This is a genomic window from Plantibacter sp. MDV22-iso1, from assembly GCF_058408345.1.
The window spans coordinates 727613-749809 of sequence record NZ_JBZVDY010000001.1; the positions used below are offsets into that span (position 1 = coordinate 727613).

The 22197-nt window shown below is 69.7% G+C and carries 21 protein-coding genes; 8 read left to right on the forward strand and 13 right to left on the reverse strand.

The features are described from left to right. The first annotated feature begins 68 nt into the window (after positions 1-68). Positions 69-1349 (forward strand): DUF4032 domain-containing protein, encoded by a 1281-nt coding sequence (locus AC4PMY_RS03535; RefSeq protein WP_064296363.1) that lies wholly within the window; start codon positions 69-71, stop codon positions 1347-1349. A gap of 96 nt (positions 1350-1445) precedes the next feature. On the opposite strand, the gene rlmB is transcribed toward AC4PMY_RS03535, so the two are convergent. After that, positions 1446-2456: a 23S rRNA (guanosine(2251)-2'-O)-methyltransferase RlmB gene (gene rlmB, locus AC4PMY_RS03540; protein WP_064296364.1), complete on the reverse strand. Its 1011-nt coding sequence runs from the start codon at positions 2454-2456 to the stop codon at positions 1446-1448. Further along, positions 2446-3900 (reverse strand): cysteine--tRNA ligase, encoded by a 1455-nt coding sequence (gene cysS / locus AC4PMY_RS03545; protein ID WP_064296365.1) that lies wholly within the window; start codon positions 3898-3900, stop codon positions 2446-2448. Before cysS ends, rlmB begins: the two co-directional genes overlap by 11 nt. Positions 3901-3940: 40 nt before the next feature. On the opposite strand from cysS, the gene AC4PMY_RS03550 reads away from it, so the two are divergent. Beyond that, entirely contained in the window at positions 3941-5053 is a 1113-nt protein-coding gene (locus tag AC4PMY_RS03550) for a winged helix DNA-binding domain-containing protein (RefSeq protein ID WP_064296366.1), read from the forward strand. Positions 5054-5064: 11 nt separating this feature from the next. Here the strand turns inward: AC4PMY_RS03550 and AC4PMY_RS03555 are convergent, their stop codons facing one another. After that, positions 5065-6315, reverse strand: a complete 1251-nt coding sequence (locus AC4PMY_RS03555) for a bifunctional 2-C-methyl-D-erythritol 4-phosphate cytidylyltransferase/2-C-methyl-D-erythritol 2,4-cyclodiphosphate synthase (protein ID WP_064296367.1) — start codon at positions 6313-6315, stop codon at positions 5065-5067. A gap of 46 nt (positions 6316-6361) precedes the next feature. Continuing rightward, the gene (locus tag AC4PMY_RS03560) at positions 6362-6844 is read right to left on the reverse strand and encodes a CarD family transcriptional regulator (protein ID WP_064296368.1); all 483 of its coding nucleotides are present in this window, start codon (positions 6842-6844) and stop codon (positions 6362-6364) included. A gap of 211 nt (positions 6845-7055) precedes the next feature. Here AC4PMY_RS03560 and AC4PMY_RS03565 point away from each other — a divergent pair, with 211 nt between their 5' ends. Beyond that, positions 7056-7589, forward strand: a complete 534-nt coding sequence (locus tag AC4PMY_RS03565) for a hypothetical protein (protein ID WP_064296369.1) — start codon at positions 7056-7058, stop codon at positions 7587-7589. 76 nt (positions 7590-7665) lie between these two features. Here the strand turns inward: AC4PMY_RS03565 and AC4PMY_RS03570 are convergent, their stop codons facing one another. Both AC4PMY_RS03570 and AC4PMY_RS03575 read right to left on the reverse strand, forming a co-directional pair. Continuing rightward, complete coding sequence (locus AC4PMY_RS03570; RefSeq protein ID WP_064296370.1) at positions 7666-8349, reverse strand: response regulator transcription factor; 684 nt, start codon at positions 8347-8349, stop codon at positions 7666-7668. Next, a complete protein-coding gene (locus AC4PMY_RS03575; RefSeq protein ID WP_064296371.1) occupies positions 8346-9512 on the reverse strand; it encodes a sensor histidine kinase in 1167 nt (388 codons plus the stop codon). The genes AC4PMY_RS03570 and AC4PMY_RS03575 overlap by 4 nt, the downstream gene beginning before the upstream one ends. Positions 9513-9678: 166 nt before the next feature. Between AC4PMY_RS03575 and phoU the strand changes: the two genes are divergently transcribed. Further along, positions 9679-10347 carry a phosphate signaling complex protein PhoU gene (phoU, locus tag AC4PMY_RS03580; protein ID WP_064296372.1) on the forward strand — a complete coding sequence of 223 codons (669 nt, stop codon included), beginning with the start codon at positions 9679-9681 and terminating at the stop codon, positions 10345-10347. 76 nt (positions 10348-10423) lie between these two features. Here the strand turns inward: phoU and AC4PMY_RS03585 are convergent, their stop codons facing one another. The 3 genes from AC4PMY_RS03585 to AC4PMY_RS03595 all read right to left on the reverse strand — a co-directional run bounded on the left by AC4PMY_RS03585 (position 10424) and on the right by AC4PMY_RS03595 (position 13887). Continuing rightward, positions 10424-11998, reverse strand: coding sequence for a chaplin family protein (locus tag AC4PMY_RS03585; RefSeq protein ID WP_491622040.1), 1575 nt, complete (start codon positions 11996-11998; stop codon positions 10424-10426). A 110-nt stretch (positions 11999-12108) separates the two neighbouring features. Next, positions 12109-12975 carry a hypothetical protein gene (locus tag AC4PMY_RS03590; protein ID WP_071259384.1) on the reverse strand — a complete coding sequence of 289 codons (867 nt, stop codon included), beginning with the start codon at positions 12973-12975 and terminating at the stop codon, positions 12109-12111. Positions 12976-13137: 162 nt separating this feature from the next. Continuing rightward, a complete protein-coding gene (locus tag AC4PMY_RS03595) occupies positions 13138-13887 on the reverse strand; it encodes a phosphoglyceromutase (RefSeq protein WP_071259385.1) in 750 nt (249 codons plus the stop codon). Positions 13888-13958: 71 nt separating this feature from the next. Between AC4PMY_RS03595 and AC4PMY_RS03600 the strand changes: the two genes are divergently transcribed. After that, positions 13959-14783: a class I SAM-dependent methyltransferase gene (locus tag AC4PMY_RS03600; protein WP_071259386.1), complete on the forward strand. Its 825-nt coding sequence runs from the start codon at positions 13959-13961 to the stop codon at positions 14781-14783. A 19-nt stretch (positions 14784-14802) separates the two neighbouring features. On the opposite strand, the gene AC4PMY_RS03605 is transcribed toward AC4PMY_RS03600, so the two are convergent. The 4 genes from AC4PMY_RS03605 to AC4PMY_RS03620 all read right to left on the reverse strand — a co-directional run bounded on the left by AC4PMY_RS03605 (position 14803) and on the right by AC4PMY_RS03620 (position 18229). Beyond that, the gene (locus tag AC4PMY_RS03605) at positions 14803-15927 is read right to left on the reverse strand and encodes an FUSC family protein (protein WP_064296599.1); all 1125 of its coding nucleotides are present in this window, start codon (positions 15925-15927) and stop codon (positions 14803-14805) included. A 5-nt stretch (positions 15928-15932) separates the two neighbouring features. Then, positions 15933-17099, reverse strand: coding sequence for a CAF17-like 4Fe-4S cluster assembly/insertion protein YgfZ (gene ygfZ, locus AC4PMY_RS03610; protein WP_064296600.1), 1167 nt, complete (start codon positions 17097-17099; stop codon positions 15933-15935). A gap of 1 nt (position 17100) precedes the next feature. Beyond that, positions 17101-17805, reverse strand: a complete 705-nt coding sequence (locus AC4PMY_RS03615) for a nitrobindin family protein (protein ID WP_071259388.1) — start codon at positions 17803-17805, stop codon at positions 17101-17103. 133 nt (positions 17806-17938) lie between these two features. Beyond that, the gene (locus AC4PMY_RS03620) at positions 17939-18229 is read right to left on the reverse strand and encodes a hypothetical protein (protein ID WP_064296602.1); all 291 of its coding nucleotides are present in this window, start codon (positions 18227-18229) and stop codon (positions 17939-17941) included. Between the two features lie 110 nt (positions 18230-18339). Between AC4PMY_RS03620 and AC4PMY_RS03625 the strand changes: the two genes are divergently transcribed. From AC4PMY_RS03625 to AC4PMY_RS03635, 3 genes are all read left to right on the forward strand, one after another. After that, complete coding sequence (locus AC4PMY_RS03625) at positions 18340-19029, forward strand: response regulator transcription factor (RefSeq protein ID WP_175116223.1); 690 nt, start codon at positions 18340-18342, stop codon at positions 19027-19029. After that, the gene (mshD, locus tag AC4PMY_RS03630; RefSeq protein ID WP_491622041.1) at positions 19001-19906 is read left to right on the forward strand and encodes a mycothiol synthase; all 906 of its coding nucleotides are present in this window, start codon (positions 19001-19003) and stop codon (positions 19904-19906) included. The genes AC4PMY_RS03625 and mshD overlap by 29 nt, the downstream gene beginning before the upstream one ends. A gap of 90 nt (positions 19907-19996) precedes the next feature. Beyond that, positions 19997-22192 carry an RNA degradosome polyphosphate kinase gene (locus AC4PMY_RS03635; protein WP_064296605.1) on the forward strand — a complete coding sequence of 732 codons (2196 nt, stop codon included), beginning with the start codon at positions 19997-19999 and terminating at the stop codon, positions 22190-22192. The last annotated feature ends 5 nt before the right edge of the window (positions 22193-22197 follow it).

Consider the following 22197-nt stretch of genomic DNA (forward strand, 5'->3'; position numbering starts at 1 on the left):
TCGCTCGGCCATCGTCGTTTTCGCTTGTCCAGTCTCAGCACGACGATCCCCGAGGAGCGCTCCGCACCATGTCCGGCGCATTGAACATCACCGCTGCCACCGTCGACCCGGCGCTGCTCGACCTCCCCTGGGAGCTCCCCCTCGAGAACTGGCCGAATGAGGCCATCGCCTCGCTCCCGAAGGGCATCTCGCGCCACCTGGTCCGGTTCGCGAACCTGTCCGGCTACGTCATCGCCGTCAAGGAGACGACCGCGGAGATGGCGAAGGGTGAGTACGACATGCTGCGCACGCTGCAGCGCCTCGACATCCCCTGCGTCGACCCGCTCGCGGTCATCACGAACCGGAGCGACCGCAAGGGCCGTGAGCTGCCGAGTGTGCTCGTGACACGGCACCTGAAGTTCTCACTCCCCTACCGTGCGCTCTTCCAGGGCACCCTCCGGCCCGACACCGCGACCCGCCTCGTCGACGCGCTCGCCGTCCTCCTCGTCCGCCTGCACATCGTCGGCTTCTTCTGGGGCGACGTGTCGCTGTCGAACACGCTCTTCCGGCGCGACGCCGGCGCCTTCGCGGCCTACCTCGTCGACGCCGAGACGGGCAAGCTCTACGAGGGCGGCCTGTCGAACGGGCAGCGTGAGAACGACCTCGAGATCGCCCGGGTGAACATCGCCGGCGAGCTCCTCGATCTCGAGGCCGGCGGACGCGCCGACGCCGAGCTCGACCCCGTCACCGTGAGCAACGGCATCGTCGCCGCCTACCGGTCCCTCTGGAAGGAGCTCACGGGCTCCGAGTCCTTCGACGCGTCTGAGCGCTGGCGCATCACCGAGCGCGTCCACCGTCTGAACGAACTCGGCTTCGACATCGAGGAACTCGCGATCAAGACGACCGACGAGGGCTCGACCGTGCGGATCCAGCCGAAGGTCGTCGACGCCGGGCATCACCAGCGCCGCCTCCTGCGGCTCACCGGCCTCGACGCCGGTGAGAACCAGGCGAGGCGCCTGCTCAACGACCTCGACGCCTACTCGGCCTCGTTCGGGAAGGACGGGTTCGACGAGGAGATGGCGGCGCACGAGTGGCTCATCCGCGTGTTCGAACCGGTGGTGAAGGCGATCCCCCGCGAACTCCGCGGCAAGCTCGAGCCCGCCGAGATCTTCCACCAGCTCCTGGAGCACCGCTGGTTCCTCGCGCAGAACGAGGGTCGCGACATCCCTCTGGCGGAAGCCGTCGGTTCCTACGTGAACACCGTCCTGCGCCACCGCCGCGACGAGGCGACCATGATCGTGCCACCGACCGAGGCGATCAGCATCCCCGCCGCCATGACCGGACCGGTCGACTGGCGAGACCTCGTCTGATCGGGTCCGACACCTCGGCTGACGACAGACAGGCCCTCGGAACGGAGATCCGTTCCGAGGGCCTGTCCTCGTTCGCGCGGCGCGAGCGCCGGTCGCCTACTCGGCGTTCCGGCGACGCGCGATCTCGTACAGCGTCACGCTGGCCGCGATCCCGGCGTTGAGCGATTCGGTCGAGGCCGAGATCGGGATCGACACGACCGCGTCGCAGGTCTCGGTGACGAGGCGGGACAGACCCTTGCCCTCGCTGCCGACGACCACGAGGATCGGCTGGTCGGCGAGTTCGAGCCCGGGAAGGGAGACGTCGCCGTCGCCGTCGAGACCGATCACGAAGACGCCGCGCTCCTTGAACGCCTTGAGCGTCTGAGTGAGGTTGGCAGCCATCGCGACCGGCGTCCGAGCCGCCGCGCCGGCCGAGGTCTTCCACGCGGAGGCGGTGAGGCCCACGCTCCGGCGCTGCGGCAGGATCACGCCGTGACCACCGAAGGCTGCGGTCGATCGGATGATCGCACCCAGGTTCCGGGGGTCGGTGATGCCGTCGAGGGCGATGAACAGCGGGTTCTCGCCACGGGCGATGACCTGGTCGAGCAACTCCATGGGGTGCGCGTACTCGTAGGGCGGCACCTTGATGGCGAGGCCCTGGTGCACGCCGTCGAACCCGGCCATGCGGTCGAGCTCCGGACGCATGACCTCGAGCACCGGGATCCCGCGCCGGGTGGCGATGCTGAGCGCCTCCTTCACCCGGTCGTCCATCTCGATGCGGGTCGCGACGTACAGCGTGGTGGCGGGGATCTTCGCGCGGAGCGCTTCGAGGACGGAGTTGCGGCCGGTGACGACCTCGGACTCGTCGCTCGACTTCTGCTTGGTCCGGCCGTTCGTGGACGGGCGTCCGTTCTGGCCGGCCGCCTGCCTTGGCTTGCCGGTGCCGCCGGAAGCCGCGTAGCGCTCCTGCGCGGCCTTCCGCTTGCCGGCTGGGTGCCAGGCGCGGTCCTCGGCCTTGGGGGTCGGTCCACGACCCTCGAGCGCCTTGCGGCCGAGGCCACCGGTGCCCTTGGTGGGACCCTTCTTCGCTTTCTTCGGCCCGGTCGGGCGGGAAGGCTTACTTGCCACTGATACTCCAATGTGCTCCGGACGGGGTGTCTTCGATGGTGATCCCAGCCGCTGTGAGTTCGTCGCGGATCCGGTCGGCCGCTGCGAAGTCCTTGGCGACCCTGGCGTCCGCGCGATCGACGAGCAGACGCTCGACGAGTGCGGACAGGGATCGGTGAGTGACGGGGTCGGTGCCCGACGACCACGAGGGGTCGGTCGGGTCGATGCCGAGCACCCGGGTCATGTCGAGGACGGCGACCGCACGCTCGCGGGCTGTCGCCAGGTCGTCGCCGCCATCGAGGGCGGCGTTGCCGACGCGCACGGCGTCATGCAACACGGCGAGCGCGCGGGGGATGTTCAGGTCGTCGTCCATCGCCTCGACGAAGGCGGCCGGGAGCGTCGCTCGACTGGCGGCCGTGGTCGTCTCGGTGAGCAGGTCGGCGCGGGCGGCACGATCGAGGAAGCCCTCGACACGTCCGAGTGCGGCTTCGGCCTCGGCGAGTGCGCCCGGATGGAACTCGAGCGTCGATCGGTACTGCGCTGCACCGAGGTAGTAGCGGACGACGAGCGGCCGGGCTGCTGCCAGGAGGTCGGCGGCGTAGACGGAGTTGCCGAGGGACTTCGACATCTTCTGCCCGCCCGTGACGGCGACCAGCCCGTTGTGCAACCAGTACCGGGCGAAGGGGTCGCCGGCTGCGCTCGATTGGGCGAGCTCGTTCTCGTGGTGCGGGAAGCGGAGGTCGAGTCCGCCGCCGTGGATGTCGAACTCCTCGCCGAGGTACTTGGTCGACATCGCGGAGCACTCGATGTGCCAGCCGGGACGTCCCTCGCCCCAGGGCGACATCCAGCTCGCCGAGCGAGGCTCCCCAGGCTTGGTGCCCTTCCACAGCGCGAAGTCGCGAGGATCGCGTTTGCCGCGCGGGTCGGCGTCGGTCGCGGCCTCCATGTGCTCGGCGCTCTGCCGCGTGAGTTCGCCGTAGCGGCTCCATGAGGCGGTGTCGAAGTAGACGTCGCCGGAGTCGTCGGGAGCAGGGTACGCGTGCCCGGCGTCGATGAGCCGCTCGATGAGCTCTTGCATCTCCGGGATGCTCGCCGTCGCGCGTGGTTCGTAGCTCGGGGGCAGGATGCCCAGGGCACGGTAGGCGGCCGTGAACTCGAGTTCGTACCGGTAGGCGAGCGCCCACCACTCCTCACCGGGCTGGGCGAACCCGCCCTCGACGCCGGCGGCGGCGTTCGCGAGGATCTTGTCATCGATGTCGGTGACGTTGCGGACAAGTGTGACGCGGACTCCGGAGGCCGTCAGCCAGCGCCGCAGCTGGTCGTAGACGAGCGCGCTGCGCAGATGTCCGATGTGCGGAGAGGACTGCACGGTCGGTCCGCAGACGTACAACCCCGCCTCGGCTTCGCGGAGCGGCACGAAGTCCCGGAGGGACTGCGTTTTCGAATCGTAGAGTCGGAGGGCCACGAGACCAGACTAGCCGCCGTCGTCCGGGCATGATGGTCCCATGACCACGGGACACGGCGACCAGCAGGTTCTCCGCGCGCGACTCGCGGCCCAGCTCCTCGACGGAGCCGATCACCGCTCCCCCACGGCGGTCGTCTCGCGGCTGCTCGCGGTCCAGGCGCAGGACCTCGCTTCGTCGCTGTGGGCGGTCGGCGTCAGGTCGAGCGGCACCACGAAGGCCGAGGTGCTCACGGCGCTCGAGGACGGTTCGATCGTCCGGTCCTGGCCGATGCGCGGCACCCTGCATCTCGTCGCCGCCGAGGACCTCGGGTGGCTGCTCGGACTCGGTGTCCCGCGGGTCCGCTCGACGATCGCGGCCAGACACCGTCAGCTCGGGCTGGACGCCGAGACCTTCTCGCGCTCCCGTGCACTCACCGAGCGACTGCTCAGCGGGCATCGGCGCGTGACGAGGGATGCGCTGCTGACGGCCCACACCGACGCCGGGATCCCGATCGACGGACAACGCGGCTCACACCTCATCATGGAACTCGCGATGTCGGGCGTGGTCTGCTGGGGACCGCCCGCTGGAAGACAACAGGCACTCGTCCTGAGCGAGGAGTGGATCCGTGCCCCGCGGGTACTCGAGGCCGACGAGGCGCTCGGCGAGTTCGTCGTCCGGTATCTCACCGGCCACGGCCCGTCGACGATCGCCGACCTCACCTGGTGGTCGAAGCTCACCGTCGCCCAAGCGAAACGCGGCGTCGAGGTGGCCGCCGGACGGCTGGTCTCAGAGTCGCGCGACGGGGTCACCCGCTGGTCGACCGCCGAGGGCATCGGACCCTCAGCTGCTCCACGACCACCGCGGGTGCTCGCGCTGCCCGGATTCGACGAGCTGCTCCTCGGCTACCGCGACCGCGAGTTGACGCTCCCGGCGGCGTTCGCAGACCGCATCGTGCCCGGCGCGAACGGCATCTTCCTCCCGATGATCACCGTCGACGGGCGCGTCGTCGGCACCTGGCGCCGACGGACGAGTACGACCGGCGTCGTCGTCACCCCGACGCCGTTCCAACCGCTGTCACAGCGGGTGCAGGCGGGGTTCCGACGAGCCGCCGGCGAATACGGGCGGTTCCTCGGGCTCGGTGCGTCGGTCGACGAGGGCACGTCCGCCGACTGAGGACCGACCTGTCAGCGGCGCTCGATGAGGGCGGTGGCGATGGCCGTGACGCCCTCGCCGCGGCCGGTGAACCCGAGCGCATCCGTGGTCGTCGCCGCGACGCTGACCGGTCCGTGGACCAGCGCGCTCAGCACGCCCTCCGCCTCCGCCCGACGCGGCGCGAACCGCGGGCGGTTGCCGACGAGCTGCACCGCGACGTTGACGACGACGAAGCCCGCAGCGTGCAGCCGTTCGACAGCCGCCCGCAGGAAGACCTCGCCGCTCGCCCCGGCGAAGCGGGGGTCGTCGGTGCCGAACATGGAGCCGATGTCGCCGAGGCCGGCAGCGGACAGCAGGGCGTCGACGATGGCGTGGGCGACCGCATCCCCGTCGCTGTGTCCGGCCAGCGGCCGTTCCCCCGGCCAGCTGAGGCCGGCGAGGCTCAGCTCGCCGTCGTCGGCGAAGGCGTGGACGTCGATGCCGATGCCGGTCCTGATCGAGGTGGTCGTCCGTGCGCCCACCTCGTGCTCCCGGTCCCGCTCCCGGTCCGCCAGAAGTCGCTCCGCACGCTGGGCGTCCCACGGGGTCGTGATCTTGAACGCCGCCTCCGAGCCGCCCACGGTGAGCACGGGGTGTCCGGCGTCCGCGTAGAGCGCCGCATCGTCGGTGGCCGCTGCCAGGCGGTCTTCGGCGACGCGGAAGGCCGCGACGAGGGCATCACGCGGGAACGCCTGCGGTGTCTGGACGGCTCGGAGGGCGGTCCGATCCACGGTCTGCTCGACGAGGTCGCTCGCGTCGACCCGCTTGATCGTGTCGGTCACCGCGAGCCCCGGCACGATGCCCCACCCCGTCCGCTCCGCGGCCTCGATCACCCGTTCGAACTGGCCGGTCGGGGTGAGTGCCCGTGCGGCGTCGTGGACGAGCACCGTGCGGACTCCCGGCCACAGGGCGGCGAGTCCGGCGAGGACGGAGGACTGTCTCGTGTCGCCTCCGGCGACGACACGGAGGTGGTCGGCCGCCTTCCCCGCCGCGCGACGACCGATCGTCTCAGCCTGACCGACGCGATCCGCGGGGACCACGACGACGACCTGGACCGCGTCGCGCAGGCGGAAGACCGGGGCGAGCGCGTGTTCGAGCACGGTGCTGCCGGCGAGCGACACGAACGCCTTGGGGATCCCGGCACCGAGGCGCGTCCCACTGCCCGCCGCCACGACGATCACGCCGACGGCCGGGCCGTCCAGGGAGGGGTCGGCAACGGCACCCGGTTCGTCGATCGCAGTCATGCCACGAGCCTACTTCTCGGGCGCCCAGCCCGAACGGACGGTCGGCTCAGGAGGCGAGGACCTCGTCGAGGACGGACGACGCCTGCTCCTCGTCGGTCTGCTCCGCCAATGCCAGTTCAGAGACCAGGATCTGGCGGGCCTTCGCGAGCATCCGCTTCTCTCCTGCTGAGAGCCCTCGGTCCTGGTCGCGACGCCACAGGTCGCGGACCACCTCGGAGACTTTGATGACGTCGCCCGAGGCCAGCTTCTCGAGGTTCGCCTTGTAGCGGCGGGACCAGTTCGTCGGCTCCTCGGTGAACGGCGCACGGAGTACGTCGAACACGCGGTCGACCCCCTCGCGTCCGATGACGTCGCGCACCCCGACCAGGTCGACGTTCTCGGCCGGGACCTCGATCATGAGGTCGCCCTGGGTGACGCGGAGCTTCAGGTAGAGCTTCTCCTCGCCCTTGATGATCCGGGTCTTCACCTCGGTGATGGTCGCGGCGCCATGGTGCGGGTAGACGACGGTCTCGCCAACTTCGAAGATCATGGGTCTCGGTCCCTTCAGCGTCTCCCAGAATACCACGGGACCCCTGATCAGAGCCGGGTACCGGGCGCCCAGCGGACCGGGTGGTGAACCGATCGATCACGGGTCGGCGACCCGGCCACGCCCCTCCGCAGCCGTGGGCTAGACTCGAATCCGGATCCCGGGACACCTGTCACTCGTCTGCGCCCGGGGCCACCACATCTTGGAGGGTTCTGTGAAGGCGCGTCTCATCGCTTCCATCGTCGTCGCGGGTGCTGTCGCACTCGGCATGAGCGGTTGCAACCTCATCGCGCCGCAGGCGACCCTGAAGCAGTACGACGCCTCGGACGGCGTCGGTGTCACCGTCGGCTCGGTGGCCGTCCGCAACGCCATCGTCGTCTCCGACGACGGCGAGACCGGCAACCTCGTCTTCAGCGTCGCGAACCGCGACGACCGCGCCCACACGGTGCTCATCGAGATCGAGGGCAAGGACGAGCAGTTCCAGGTCCTCGCGGAGCCCGGCCTGACGACGTTCGACGGCTCGGGAGCCAACGACCCCCTGCGCATCGAGTCCCTCGGCGTCCAGCCCGGAGCGATCGTGGACGTCTTCTTCCAGTACGGCGACGAGACGGGCGCCACGGCGAGTGTGCCGGTCCTCACCGGTGAGCTGCTCGAGTACTCCACGCTCGTCCCGACGCCACTGCCGACGGATGAGCCCACCGAGACGCCGACGCCGCTCGCGACGCCCACCACGGAGCCGACCGAATAACGCTCCGTCGCCCCACACGACCGAACGCCCCGCACCTCTTCAGAGTTGCGGGGCGTTCGTCCGTCCTGGACCTGCGTCAGGCCTCGAAGCGGTAGCCGAGCCCACGCACGGTCACGAGCATCACCGGTTCCGAGGGGTTCGCCTCGATCCGGGAACGGATGCGCTTGATGTGGACGTCGAGCGTCTTGGTGTCGCCGTAGTAGTCGCTCCCCCACACCCGGTCGATCAGCTGACCACGGGTGAGAACCCGTCCGGCGTTCCGTAGGAGCAGCTCGAGCAGCTCGTACTCCTTGAGCGGCATCGGGATCGGCGCCCCGTTGACCTCGACGACATGACGCTCGGTGTCCATCCGGACCGTGCCGGCCTCGAGCAGCACCTCCTCCTGCGCCTGGTCCGCCTCGACACGGCGTCGCAGCACCGCCCTGATCCGCGCGAGCAGCTCGCGGGTCGAATAGGGCTTCGTGACGTAGTCGTCGGCGCCCAGCTCGAGCCCGACGACGATGTCGACCTCGGAGTCCTTCGCGGTCAGCATGATGATCGGCGTGCTCGAGACCGCGCGGATCTGACGGCAGACCTCCGTCCCGGGGATGCCGGGGAGCATGAGGTCGAGCAAGACGAGGTCCGCGCCGCGAGCCGTGAAGGCCTGGACCGCCGAGGGACCGTCCTCCGCCACCTCGACCTCGTACCCCTCCCGTTCGAGCAGGTAGCTCAGTGGTTCACTCAGAGACGCTTCGTCTTCGACGAGCAGGATGCGGGTCACGGGGTACTCCTTGCCGTGCCGGTGGACAGGTCCTCCGGCGGGGTCGTTGCTCTGGGAAGGCGGATGGTGAACGTCGAGCCACGGCCCAGCTGCGACCAGACCTTCACCTCGCCGCCGTGGTTCTGGACGGTGTGCTTGACGATGCTGAGGCCGAGGCCGGTGCCGCCCGTGTGGCGGGACCGCGCCTGGTCGACGCGGAAGAACCGTTCGAAGACCCGGTCGCGGTCCTCTTCGGCGATCCCGACGCCCTGATCGGTGACGGCGATCTCGACGACGTCGTCGACCGCGCGGACGCCGACACCCACGTGTGCGCCGGTGGGCGAGTAGTGGATGGCGTTCGAGATGAGGTTGTGCACGGCGACGACGAGCATGGCCTCGTCACCGTACACCTCGAGGTTCTTACCGCCTTTGAGGGAGAGCGCCACCCCGGTCGCCTCGGCCGGCACACGGTTCTGGTCCACGGCCGCGGCGATGACCCGATCGAGGCGGACGAGTTCCGGCTGATGGAGGGCGTCGGCCGCCTGCAACCGCGAGAGGTCGATGATCTCGGCCGTCATCCGGGTGAGTCGCTGTGATTCGGTCGAGAGCCGGCTGGCGAACCGCTTCACCCGTTCCGGGTCGTCGGCCGCCGTGTCGAGCGCTTCCGAGAGGAGCCCGATGGCGCCGATCGGCGTCTTCAACTCGTGGCTGATGTTCGCGATGAAGTCCCGGCGGACCTCGTCGAGTCGACGCGCCTCCGTGTGGTCCTCGGCCAGGAGGAGGATGAAGCGAGACCCGAGCGGCGCCGCCCGCACGCGCAGGTGGCGGGTGGCCTCACCGAAGCGCCCGAGCGCGAGTTCCAGATCGCTCGTGACGGCTTCGCCGGTGCGTCGGACCTCGAGCGCGAGGTCGATGAGCTCCTGGTTGTCGAGCACGCGGTCGCGCACCAGCCCGAGCGCGAACGCCCCCGGGGAGGCCTTCAGCACGTTGTTGGACGGGTCGACGACGATGCCCGCGCTGTCGAGGGCTTCGAGCACCTGGTCGACCCCGTCTGGGACGACCGGGTTGACGACCGTCGCGGCGCGCTCTCCGCGGTGGAAGGCGACGGTGATGAGGGCGACGAAACCGCCTCCGACGATGAGGCCGAGTGCCAGGGCGATCAGCACCAACCACATGGTGTCCATGGGTACTACGTTACTCAGTCCGTCGAACGGCGAACTCGCGAATACCCCGCCACTTCGACGACTGTTCACGCTTGGGCCCCCAACTGTTAACCTTGGTTCGGCATCATCGGCGGAGCGGGCGTCTGCCTGCCCACCGCCAGGTCACGGAAGGACGGCACCCAGAGCCATGCGCGAGGTATTCCAGCAGTCACTGCGAGAGGTCCAGGATCGCCTGGTCGAGATCGCCGAACTCGTCACGATCTCCATCGAGAAGGCGACGCAGTCCTTCGGCAACTCGGACGTCGCGGTCGCCGAAGAGGTCATCGCCAACGACAACCGCATCGACCAGCTCGCGATCGAACTCGACGAGCTCGCCATCGACATCCTCGCCCGTCAGCAGCCGGTCGCGCGCGACCTGCGCATCGTCGTGAGCGCGCTGCGGATCAGCGCGTCGCTCGAGCGCATGGGCGACATGGCCGAGCACATCGCCCAGCTGTCGCGGTACCGCTTCCCCGACAAGGCGGTGCCGAAGGGTCTGCGGACCACCTTCGCCGAGATGGGTCGACTCGACGTCTCGATCGCCCGCAAACTGACCGAACTGCTGCGCACCCAGGACCCGCGCATCGCCGACGAGATCCGCAACGACGACGACGACGTCGACGAGCTGCACGCCAGCGTCTTCGAGAAGGTCCTCGGCGACACCTGGAAGGGTGAGCCCGTCGCGACCGTCGACGCCACCCTGGCCTCGCGGTACCACGAGCGCTTCGCCGACCACGCCGTCTCGATCGCCAAGAAGGTCCAGTACCTCGCGACCGGCGACTGGATCCCCGAGGCGACCACGCCGGTGCACCACTGACCAGCTGATCCCGGACACCCCGACGAGCGGTGTCGACCCGAGACCGGGTCGGCACCGCTCGTCCGTTCGTGCGGGACTAGCTCATCCGACGACGGGTGATCGCGCCGCCTGCCAGGAGCAGGAGGCCGAGGACCGTGGCGAGGCCGGCGAGCGGCAGGAGCTGGCCTGCAGCGCTGCCGGTGTCGGCGAGCGTCGGCTCAGCTGAACGTGCGGCCGAGGCCGTGATGACCGAGCCGGTCGAGGACGCCGCCGTCGCGGTGGTGATCACCGTGGCGGGGACCGTAGGCACGACGGGGGTCACCGGGGTGGTGGGGTCCGTCGGGTCGGTCGGGTCCGTGGGGTCCGTGGGGTCGGTCGGGTCCACCGGAGTGGTGGGATCGGTCGTCCCGGGACCTGCGGTCTCGCTGTCCCCGATCACGGAGATCGCGTTGCCGCCGATCGTGATCGGCAGCTCCAGGCCGAGGTCGATCTGGTTCCCACCGCCGAGGCTGTCGTCACCATCCGTGGTCGACGAGCCTCCGCCGGACGATGCCGGAGCGGAAGCCGAGGTGCCGGTCGACTCGGAGTCGCCGATCACGCTGACGGCGTTGCCGACCACGGAGATCGGGAGACCGACGTCGCCGAGGACCTGGTTGCCACCGGCGACACTGTCGTCACCGGTGGTGGTCGACGGCGATGCCGGAACAGCCGCGCCACCCGACGTGGCAGGCTCACCCGCCTGCTCACTGCTCGAATCACCGAACAGCGAGATGGCGTTCCCACCGACCGTGACCGGAACGGTCACCACCGGAGACACCTGGTTCCCACCGGCGACACTGTCGTCACCGGTGGTGGTCGACGGCGATGCCGGAACAGCCGCGCCACCCGACGTGGCAGGCTCACCCGCCTGCTCACTGCTCGAATCACCGAACAGCGAGATGGCGTTCCCACCGACCGTGACCGGAACGGTCACCACCGGAGACACCTGGTTCCCACCGGCGACACTGTCGTCACCGGTGGTGGTCGACGGCGATGCCGGAACAGCCGCGCCACCCGACGTGGCAGGCTCACCCGCCTGCTCACTGCTCGAATCACCGAACAGCGAGATGGCGTTCCCACCGACCGTGACCGGAACGGTCACCACCGGAGACACCTGGTTCCCACCGGCGACACTGTCGTCACCGGACGTGGTGGCCTCGTCGGTGACCGGCGAGGCGGACTCCCCCGCCGCCGGTCCGGACGTCGAACCCGACTGCTCGGCATCGCCGATGATCGAGATCGCGTTGTCCTCGACCGTCACCGGGATGGAGACGGGCAGCTGGACCTGGTTCCCGCCCGCGACACTGTCGTCACCACTGGTGGTGGCGGCCGGGGCCGGCTCCGGTGCGGGCTCCGGTGCTGGTGCGGGCTCCGGTGCTGGTGCGGGCTCCGGTGCGGGTGCCGGCTCAGGCGCGGGTGCCGCCTCCGGTGCGGACGTCGCCGACGAATCGCCGACGACGCTCACCGCGGTGTCGACGATCTCGACGGGGGCCTCGAGGACCACGTCGACGAGGGTTCCGCCGAGGATGCTGTCGTCCCCGGACGTGTCGGCGTTGGCCGCCGTAGCGCCGAGGAACGTGAGTCCCGCGACGAACAGGCCACAGTAGAGGCCTTTCTTGACATACGAATTCATGATTCCTGCTCCTTGCAGAGTGACTGATGTGCTCCCGTGGTCGGGAGGCTTCGGACCGTTGAACCGCCCAGTGGGCGGGCCTGCGCCGCGAACGGCAGAGTGATCCGGGGTCAGTCAGGAGAGGTATCGGAGGGGAACGTGGGTGAAGCCGGGAGGTCTTCGTCTCGCGCGGGTCCGCGACGGTCGTCGCCGGGCGCAGGGAGGATGACGGAGATCGACTGTTCGGCCGCTGCGGGACCGCCGACGGCACCACCGGAGCCGGAGGATCCGGAGCCACTCGGCGTGAAGGCCCAGCGGCCGTCGGCGTCCGGCAGCAGCGGAAGGTTCGCAGGAGTGGCGGGGAGACTGGACGATCCGACGGCGGCGGCGGGCACGGCCGTGGTGAACGACGTGTCTTCGTGATCCTGGCCGCCCGACACGAGCGTCGAGTCGCGCTCCTGGACGGACGGCGGTCCGAGGACCGTCGTCGGGAGGACCGCGCCGACGGCGGTCGAGTCCGTGGCCGACACGTCCTCTGCCGGGCCCTGCGGAAGCGCTGGGACAACCGGATCGACGATCGGCGTACTGGGGACCGGGACCGCGGCGACGACGTCGGCGACGCCGGTCAACGTCTGGTCGACTGTTTGCACGACCGGATCGACGATCGCGGCGACGGGTGCTGTGCCGACGGTCTCCTCGACGACGTCGTTCACGACCGGTACCGCTGCGACGGTCTCGTCGACGACGTCGACCACCGGTTCGAGCACGGTGGTGTCGACGACGTCGACGACCTCGACGACAGCACTGACGGGGTGTTCGAGCGAGCCGACGACCTCGGTCACCGCGCCCAAGAGCGACGGATCGGTGGCACCGTCGTCGGCATGCGCGGAGGACGGCGACCCGAAGAGGGCTATCGCCGTGAACGCCGCGGCGGCGAAGCCACCGAGCGCCAGGGCGCGCCACAGGGGGAAACGGGTGCCGTCGGTCGACTGCTCCATGCGTATCCCCCCAATCGGGTTACAGTGCAGTCACTGTACGCCCAACCCCGAGGCGGTTCAACCCCTTTTTTGCGACATGGAAAACCCCGGTCAGGAGGACGTTCGGCGACGATGTCGCCAAGCCGTGCTCCCGACCGGGGTGGTGGTTTGGTGGGGTTTCCGCTACTTCTTCCCCTGCGCCGCGACGGCGGCGGCGCCTGCTGCCGCGGCCTCGGGATCGAGGTAGCGAGCCGGGGCGACCGGACGGAAGTCCGCGTCGAGCTCGTAGACGAGCGGGATACCGGTGGGGATGTTCAGCTCGGCGATCTCGTCGTCCGAGATGTCGTCGAGGTGCTTCACGAGGGCGCGGAGCGAGTTGCCGTGCGCCGTCACGAGGACGGTCCTGCCGGCAGCCAGGTCGACCGTGATGTCGGACTCCCAGTAGGGCAGCATCCGGTCGATGACGTCCTTCAGGCACTCGGTGCGGGGCAGTTCGCCGTCGATCCCGACATACCGGGGGTCGTCGGCCTGCGACCACTCGTCGTCATCGGCGATCGGCGGCGGCGGCACGTCGAAGGAACGACGCCAGGTCTGGAACTGCTCCGGACCGTACTCGGCGAGCGTCTGCGCCTTGTCCTTGCCCTGCAGCGCTCCGTAGTGACGCTCGTTGAGGCGCCAGCTGCGCTTGACCGGGATCCACATGCGGTCGGCGGTCTCGAGGGCGAGGTTCGCCGTCTGGATCGCGCGGGAGAGGACCGAGGTGTACAGCACGTCCGGGGTGATGCCGGAGTCGGCGAGCAGCTCGCCCGCACGCTTGGCCTCGGTGACGCCGAGTTCGCTGAGTCGGACGTCGACCCAACCGGTGAACAGGTTCTTCTGATTCCAGTCGCTGTTGCCGTGGCGCAGCAGGACGAGGGTGTAAGTCTCAGGCATGCCCCCAGCATACCGACGGCGCATGACCGCGAGGTGGACGATGACCCCGCTCCGTGAGGGAGAATGGGTCCATGCCCGTCGGATCGATCACCCGCGGGACGACGGGTACGAACCGGCTCCGGCGGGTGGACCGCTGGATCGCGATCCACCCCTCGCTCAGACGGACGACGAACCCGCTGGTGGTGGACCTCGGCTACGGCGCGAGCGGCGTCACGGCGTTCGAACTGCACGACCGACTGCTCGCCGTACGACCCGACGTACGGGTCATCGGATTCGAGATCGAGCCGGGGCGCGTCCGCACCGCCGACGCGCAGCTGCGGCAGGTGCGAGCGGGCACGACCCGGTTCATGCCGACGGCTGCGGTCTCCTTCGCGCGCGGCGGGTTCGAGGTGCCGACCGGCGACGACCGCCCCACGGTGATCCGGGCGTTCAACGTGCTCCGGCAGTACGACGAAGTCGAGGTCGCGGGGGCCTGGCGCCTCATGGCGTCGCGGCTGCAGCCCGGCGGTGTGCTCGTCGAAGGGACGTGCGACGAGATCGGACGGGTGTCCAGCTGGATCGCGCTCGACGACCAGGGGCGTGCTGAGTCGTTCTCCATCAGTCTGCGACTCGCCGAGCTCGAGCTGCCGTCCATCGTGGCCGAACGACTGCCGAAGGCGCTGATCCACCACAACGTGCCGGGCGAACGGGTCCATGCGCTCATGACGGACCTCGACCGCGCCTGGCGGATGCACGCACCCCTGGCGGTCTACAGCCCGGTCCAGCGCTGGTTGGCGACCGTCGGGACGCTCCGGGACAGCGGGTGGCCGGTGCTGGCCGGCCGCAGCCGCTGGCGCCTCGGCGAGCTGACACTGCCGTGGTCGGCTGTCGCCTCGAATCCCTCCCCGACGGACTGAGTGTCGGGGAACGCAGCCGTCAGAGCGAGGGCAGCGCCGCCTGCGCCTCCGGCGTCGGCAGCCCCGTCGCCGTGAGCAGGTCGACGAGGTACGGCCGGAGCACGAGCACGAGCGCCTGCTCGGAGACCGAGGCGTCGGGGAGGACGGCGACCGGCTCGAGGTGCTTCGCGATCTCCAGCAGGGACTGCCTCGCGACCGGCTGCTGGGCGATGTCACCGATCGACTGCGACAGGATGCCGAGCGCGACGGAGGTGCGCGCGAGCAGGTCCGCGAGCTCGGGACGGCTCGTGGCGTCGCGCGACACGTAGTCGATGCGCCGGGCGATCACCCGGAGGTTGCGGGTCGCGAGGTCCATGCCGTCGAGCATGGTCCGCTGCCGTTCCAGGTCGAACACCGCCTTGCGGAGGAACGGCGAGATGCGCGCGATGGCGAGTCCTGAGTCGAGGGTTCCGCGCCACGCGTCCAGGGCCGGCTGGGTGGCCCTCGCCCGTGCGAGCGCGCGGTCCGCCTCCTCGAGGTCGCCGAGACGGAGGGCGGCGACGAGCGAGGCGAGGGTCCGGACGTGTTCGTCGATGAGCCGCTGGCCGTCACGGCGAGCACTCCGGCGCGGGTCGCGCGGGATGAGCGCGGTCGCGAGCAGGGCGAAGACCCCGCCGATCAGACCGTCGAGGGTGCGCACGAACGGGCCCCCGTCGGGCACGGGCAGGAGCATGACGAGGACGGACTGCACCGCCGCCGCGATCGCGAACGACGCCGCCGGCGACAGGAACCGGGCGACGAGCAGCGTGAGCACGAGCGCGACCGCGAGTTGCCACGTCCCCTGACCGAAGCCGAGGAGCAGGATCTCGGCAAGCGCGATCCCGACGCTCATCCCCACGGCCGTCTCGAGCACCCGGATCGGGCGGGCGTCGCGAACGAAGCCGAGACTCGAGATCGTCACGGTCAAGGCGAGGAGTGGCACGGCGTGCCCGAGTACGTAGTGGGAGAACGCGTACGCGCCGATCGCCGTGGCGCTGACCTGCAGCACGGCCGGCACGGATCCGACCAGACGATGCCAGGCGTCGCCGAGCGCGATGCGGCGACGAACCGCGGCGGTCCATCGGTCGACCCGTACGCCCGGGTCCGAGGCGCCGTCGCTCCCCACCGGGGTCAGCGCCGGACGGCGCCGAGTCGCGGCAGCCGCGGCACGTTCGCCGTGGCCCCGGCATCCGCCGGCACGACGATCTCCTGCGACGCCGCGACGTCGATGCCGTCGGCCTCCACCGTCAGCACGGCCGCCGGATCCGCGGAGCGCTTGACGATCGCCAACGCCACCGGGCCCAACTCGTGGTGGATCGCGCTCGAGGTGATGCGTCCGACGGGTTTCCGGATCGCGTCGTCGCCGTCGCCGACGAGCACCACGTTCGAACCGGCCGGCGGCAGGACCGCGTCGGAGCCGTCGAGGAGGAGCATGACGAGACGCCGCGGCGGATGCCCGAGGTTGTGCACCTTGGCGACCGTCTCCTGACCGCGATAGCAGCCCTTGTTCAAGTGGACGGCAGAGCGCAGCCAGTCGAGCTCGTGCGGGATGCTCCGTTCGTCGACCTCGGACTGCAACCGCGGGCGCCACGCGGCGATGCGCAGGGCTTCTGCGGCCAACGAACCCGCGGCGGAGAACGCCCCCACGCGGATCTGCTGCACGAGCGACTCGAGCTGCTCGCGCGCGACGATCGTCTCGGTCCACGTCCACGCTGCACCCGGGTGCTCACCCGTCGCGTACTGATGCCCGCCGACCGCGACCTCGGACCACGGATCGTGCCAGACGAGCGGCATGCCGTTCGGCTCCGCGGCCTCGACCGTGAGACCCGCCGCCGCACCGATCACGGCGTACCGCTCGGTCACGATGGCCACCTCGACGCGCAGCATGAACCGCATCCGATCGAGCCAGGCGTGGAGGGGCGCAGCATCGTCGGCCTCGGTGACGAGCCACGTGGTCGTCCCGTCGTCGAGCAGCTTGACCGCGTGCTCGATCCGGCCGCTCTGGTCGAGGAAGAGGGTCTCCGTGGAGATGCCGGCGGACAGCGACCGCAGCTCCTGGCTCGTGATGGAGTTGAGCCAGCTCAGCCGATCAGGGCCGGTGACCGTCACGATGCCACGGTTCGACAGGTCGACGATCGCCTTCCCGCTGGCGATGAGGCGCTGCTCGATGTTCGGGCTGCCGTAATGGGAGGGGACGCCGTGGTCGACGGCGTCCGCCTGTTCGACGGCACCCGGCAGCGTGAGGAAGGGCGAGCCCGGAATCGCTTCCGGCGTGACCGCTCCGGTGGGATCGGTCACGTCAGTCGGCTTTGGCCAGGCGCGCCGAGGCGTGCGTCCGGAGATCCTGCCCCAGGGCGGCGATGTCCCAGGCCCAGAGCAGGTGGTTCTCCACGAGGCCGTACAGGCGGGTCGCGGCGGCGTACTCCTTGGCTCCAGCGGTCCGGACGACGGCGTCGGTCGCGAGGTCGATCCGCGGGCCGTCGATCTGACCGAGGTAGAGCTCGCTCACACCGTTCGGGTGGACGATCGAGACCTGTAGGGGGAAGGCGCCGGTCGACGTACGCAGCGTCTCGACCGATTGCGCCGTGCCGAACGGGCGGGGGCCCTGCCCTGGGAGCATCCCCGGCCCGGGATCGCCTTCGATCAACGGGCGCTCGAGGCGCCAGTAACCCGTCTCGGTGACGAGCGGCTCGGGCACACCGGACTCGTCGACCGGGTGCGCCTCGGGCGCGACGTCCGCAGCGGTGTCGTCCGACAGGGCGTCCTCGTCCGTGGACGAGGCCCCCTCGGCGTCACGAGGGGGCTGCTCGGGCAGGAGCCAGGTGTAGGAGTTGTAGTTCAGGTACGGCAGGCCGTCGTGGCTGAAGCTCACGCGCTGACCGAACTCGCGGGTCACGGTCTCGTCGCCGACCCGGTAGTCGATGACGCCGGTGCCCTCCCAGACGCCGATGAGCCATGACAGCGGGACCAGTTCGCTCGGCAGGCCGCTCGGGATCTCGATCATCGAGGGACCCGGACTAGCGCTGACCGCGGTACAGGTTCTTCAGCACGACCACCGCGGTGAACGCGATGGCGAGACTGGCGAGGACGAGCAAGCCGATGAAGAAGATTTCGAGAGCGAGCAGCATGGGGAAAGTCTACCCCGAGGCCAGGGCGATGAGGCCATACACGGCACCGCCGATGGCGAGGATGAGGACGGCGCCGGTGACGCTCGTCGACATCCGATCGACGAATCCCACCTTCTGACGCGTCAACAGCTGTGCCGAGAACGCGGCCAGCGTGCAGAGGCCGAGCGTGGCCGACAGCCCGAAGAAGGTCTCCCCCGGACTCCAGAGCAGGCCGGACACGACGACACCGACGAGCGCGAGCGCCCAGATGGAGACGACGCTGATCCAGCGCAGCCGGGGGGAGAGAGTGGTTTCGCTCACGGACCCATTGTCACAGAGCGGACGCCATCGGACCACCAGCGGGCGCCCGGTGCGACGTGGGGTGCGGTCGTTCGCCTAATATGGTTCCAAACTCAGTCGGGAGGATGCGCGTGGCGCAAATTTTGGTCTTGACCTCCATGGTCGGCACCGAGGTCCTCCCATCCCTCGGGCTCCTGAGCCACCGCACCCGGCAGATCCCCGCCGACCCCGCACAACTCGTGAACGCTCCGAGTTCGGATCTCGTCCTCGTCGACGCCCGCCAGGATCTCGCGAGCGCCAAGTCGCTCTGCAAGATCCTCGGTGCGTCCGGGCTGTCGGTCCCACTCCTCCTCATCCTGACCGAGGGCGGCCTCACGGCGGTCAGCGCCGACTGGGGTGTGAACGACGTCATCCTCGAATCCGCCGGGCCGGCCGAGGTCGACGCGCGGATCCGGCTCGCGATCGGCCGCGCCTCGCAGGAGCACTCGGCGAGCAAGATCCAGGCGTCCGGCGTCGTCATCGACGAGGCCAGCTACTCCGCGAAGGTCCACGGCAAGCCGCTCGACCTCACCTTCAAGGAATTCGAACTGCTCCGCTTCTTCGCGACCCACCCCTCCCGGGTGTTCACGCGCGAGCAGTTGCTGAGCGAGGTCTGGGGCTACGACTACTTCGGCGGTACGCGAACCGTCGACGTCCACGTCCGCCGGTTGCGCGCCAAGCTCGGCGACCTCGAGCAGCTCATCGGCACCGTGCGCAACGTCGGCTACCGCTTCAACGTCTACGAGGACGATCATGCCCCGGCTGACGCTGTCGGTTCGTAACGTCGACGACGCCCGCACCCGGGATGCGCTCGAGCGCGTCGTGCGCACGGCGTCGCTCGTCGACGGCCAGCCGCCGTTCAGCGATCAGTCGCTCATCGACGCCGCGTCCGGCGCCCGGACGCTGATCCTCGCCGTCGAACCACAGGACCCGCCGGTCGACCCCGACGACTTCGCCGTCGTGGGTGCGGCCATCCTCGGACATGGCGAGCTGGAGTTCGTCGTCGAGCCCGAGTGGCGGGGCCACGGCTACGGTCGCGCCGCACTGCGCGGCGTCCTCGCCAACTGTCCCCCGCAGGTGCGCATCTGGGCACATGGCGACCACCCCGCCTCCCGGGTGCTCGCGCAGGAGTTCGGCTTCTCGCCGATCAGGACGCTGCTGCAGCTCCGCCTGATCAAGACGCCCACGAGCCGTGCGCGACCGGCCACCGCCGGGCACGCTGATGTCACGGTCGGCACGTTCCGGCCGGGAGCCGACGAGGAGGAGTGGCTCGAGGTCAACGCGCTCGCCTTCGCCGACCACCCCGAGCAGGGACGCATGACCCTCGACGATCTCCGCGCCCGGGAGGCCGAGTCCTGGTTCGACGCCGACGACTTCCTGCTCGCACGAGGCTCCGACGGCGACCTCCTCGGGTTCATCTGGTTGAAGGTCGAGGACACGGTCGGCGAGGTCTACGCGGTCGGCGTGCACCCGGCGGCCAGTGGCCGAGGGCTCGGGCGGCTCCTGATGGAGGCCGGCCTGGCCCGCCTTCGGGATCGACGGGTGGAGGCGGTCACGCTGTACGTCGAAGCCGACAACCTCCCTGCGGTGTCGCTGTACCGATCGCTCGGATTCACCGACCACACCATCGACGTGCAGTACGCGAGAACCGACGCCTGATCCCCTCCACAGCGGTGTGGCGCTGCGGCATTTACACAGTGTTCACCGCAGTCGTCGCGACCACCCCCGCCACGGTGTCATGATGAAGGCATGCCAGCAGACCCAACCGTGCTCGATGTCGGCCTCGATGGAGACGAAGAGGACTTCGACCCCGCCTTCGAGCGGAACGATCCCGCGCTGCCCGAACACCGCTACCTCGACCGCGAACTCAGCTGGCTCGCCTTCAACCAGCGTGTGCTCGAGCTCGCCGAAGACCCCGCGCTGCCCGTCCTCGAACGCGCCAACTTCCTCGCGATCTTCGCCTCGAACCTCGACGAGTTCTTCATGGTGCGGGTCGCCGGCCTGAAGCGCCGCATCCTCACGGGCCTGGCGGTCCCGACGAACGTCGGCAACGCGCCGGCCGACGTCCTGTCCGAGATCTCGCAGCAGGCGCACGTCCTGCAGGAACGGCACGCCCGCGCCTGGCACGACCTCGTCCGCCCCGACCTCGCCGAACGCGGGGTCACGGTCGTCACCTGGGACTCACTCGACGCAGCCGACCGCGAATACCTCAGCGAATACTTCAGCAACCAGGTCTTCCCGGTGCTCATGCCGCTCGCGGTGGACCCGGCCCACCCGTTCCCCTACATCTCCGGCCTCTCGTTGAACCTCGCGGTCCGAGTGCGGAACACCCGGACCGGGCGCGAGGAGTTCGCCCGGCTCAAGGTCCCGCAGATGATGCCGCGCTTCGTCCGCGTCGGTCCGGCGGAGCGCCGTTCCGCGTCGCTGGACACCGCCCCCAGCGTGCGCTACATCGCCCTCGAGGAGGTCATCGCCAACCACCTCGGCCACCTCTTCCCCGGCATGGAGATCGTCGACCACCACGTCTTCCGCGTCACGCGCAACGAGGACATGGTGATCGAGGAGGACGAGACCGAGAACCTCATCCAGGCACTCGAGAAGGAGCTGCTGCGCCGCCGGTTCGGGCCGCCCATCCGGCTCGAGATCACCGACGACATGGACGACGTCACCCTCGGACTCCTCGTCCGCGAACTCGACATCACCGAGCAGGAGGTCTACCGCCTGCCATCGCCGCTCGACCTCGGCGGCCTCTTCAGCCTCGCCGGCATCGACCGTCCGGACCTCCAGTACCCGAAGCGGGTACCGACCACGGCGCTGCAGTTCCAGCCCGACGAACCGAACGGCAAGCCCGACCTCTTCCGGTCGATCGCCCGTGAGGACGTCCTGGTCCACCACCCGTACGAGTCCTTCGCCACGAGCGTGCAGGCGTTCATCGAGCAGGCCGCCGCCGACCCGCACGTGCTCGCGATCAAGCAGACCCTGTACCGGACCTCGGGCGACAGCCCCATCGTGGAAGCACTCATCGACGCGGCGGAGGCCGGCAAGCAGGTCCTCGCGCTGGTCGAGATCAAGGCCCGGTTCGACGAGCAGAACAACATCTCCTGGGCCAGGAAGCTCGAGAAGGCCGGCGTCCACGTCGTCTACGGCCTCGTCGGACTGAAGACGCACTGCAAGCTCGCGCTCGTCGTCCGACAGGAGCGCGGGGTCCTTCGCCACTACAGCCACATCGGTACGGGCAACTACAACCCGAAGACGAGCCGCATCTACGAGGACCTCGGTCTCTTCACGGCCGACGACCAGGTCGGCAAAGACCTCACCCGCCTCTTCAACGAGCTGTCCGGCTACGCGATCGAGAAGAAGTTCAAGCGCCTCCTCGTCGCGCCGCGCCACCTGCGCAAGGGCCTCCTCAAGCACATCGAGCAGGAGCGCACGAACGCCGAGGAGGGCAAGCCGTCCGGGATCCGCATCAAGGTCAACTCGATGGTGGACGAGGCGATCATCGACGCGCTCTACCGAGCCAGCCAAGCGGGGGTCCCGGTCGACCTGTGGGTCCGCGGGATCTGCGCGCTGAAGCCCGGCCAGCCGGGGATGAGCGAGACGATCCGCGTGCGCTCCATCCTGGGGCGCTACCTCGAACACTCTCGCATCTTCTCGTTCCACAACGACGGCGACCCGCACGTGTTCATCGGCAGTGCCGACATGATGCACCGCAATCTCGACCGCCGCGTCGAGGCGCTCGTCAGGCTCACCGACCCGAAGCACCTCGAAGCGACCGCCGCGATGTTCGAGCAGGCACTCGATGAGCAGACGTCGTCGTGGTGGCTCGACGCCGACGGCGTCTGGACGCGCCACGCGGTCGACGCTGACGGACGACCGCTCACGGATCTGCAAGACTCCCTCATGCTCGAGACCGCGGCCCGCCGCCGGCCGAGGAACCGTCGCTGACGACT

What these genes read in the sequence shown, in the direction of transcription:
- AC4PMY_RS03535 (WP_064296363.1), top strand. Translation starts at nt 69, where the DNA reads ATGTCCGGCGCATTGAACATCACCGCTGCCACCGTCGACCCGGCGCTG.
- AC4PMY_RS03550 (WP_064296366.1), top strand. Translation starts at nt 3,941, where the DNA reads ATGACCACGGGACACGGCGACCAGCAGGTTCTCCGCGCGCGACTCGCG.
- AC4PMY_RS03555 (WP_064296367.1), bottom strand. Translation starts at nt 6,315, where the DNA reads ATGACTGCGATCGACGAACCGGGTGCCGTTGCCGACCCCTCCCTGGAC.
- AC4PMY_RS03560 (WP_064296368.1), bottom strand. Translation starts at nt 6,844, where the DNA reads ATGATCTTCGAAGTTGGCGAGACCGTCGTCTACCCGCACCATGGCGCC.
- AC4PMY_RS03575 (WP_064296371.1), bottom strand. Translation starts at nt 9,512, where the DNA reads ATGGACACCATGTGGTTGGTGCTGATCGCCCTGGCACTCGGCCTCATC.
- phoU (WP_064296372.1), top strand. Translation starts at nt 9,679, where the DNA reads ATGCGCGAGGTATTCCAGCAGTCACTGCGAGAGGTCCAGGATCGCCTG.
- AC4PMY_RS03585 (WP_491622040.1), bottom strand. Translation starts at nt 11,998, where the DNA reads ATGAATTCGTATGTCAAGAAAGGCCTCTACTGTGGCCTGTTCGTCGCG.
- AC4PMY_RS03590 (WP_071259384.1), bottom strand. Translation starts at nt 12,975, where the DNA reads ATGGAGCAGTCGACCGACGGCACCCGTTTCCCCCTGTGGCGCGCCCTG.
- AC4PMY_RS03595 (WP_071259385.1), bottom strand. Translation starts at nt 13,887, where the DNA reads ATGCCTGAGACTTACACCCTCGTCCTGCTGCGCCACGGCAACAGCGAC.
- AC4PMY_RS03600 (WP_071259386.1), top strand. Translation starts at nt 13,959, where the DNA reads ATGCCCGTCGGATCGATCACCCGCGGGACGACGGGTACGAACCGGCTC.
- AC4PMY_RS03615 (WP_071259388.1), bottom strand. Translation starts at nt 17,805, where the DNA reads ATGATCGAGATCCCGAGCGGCCTGCCGAGCGAACTGGTCCCGCTGTCA.
- mshD (WP_491622041.1), top strand. Translation starts at nt 19,001, where the DNA reads ATGCCCCGGCTGACGCTGTCGGTTCGTAACGTCGACGACGCCCGCACC.
- AC4PMY_RS03635 (WP_064296605.1), top strand. Translation starts at nt 19,997, where the DNA reads ATGCCAGCAGACCCAACCGTGCTCGATGTCGGCCTCGATGGAGACGAA.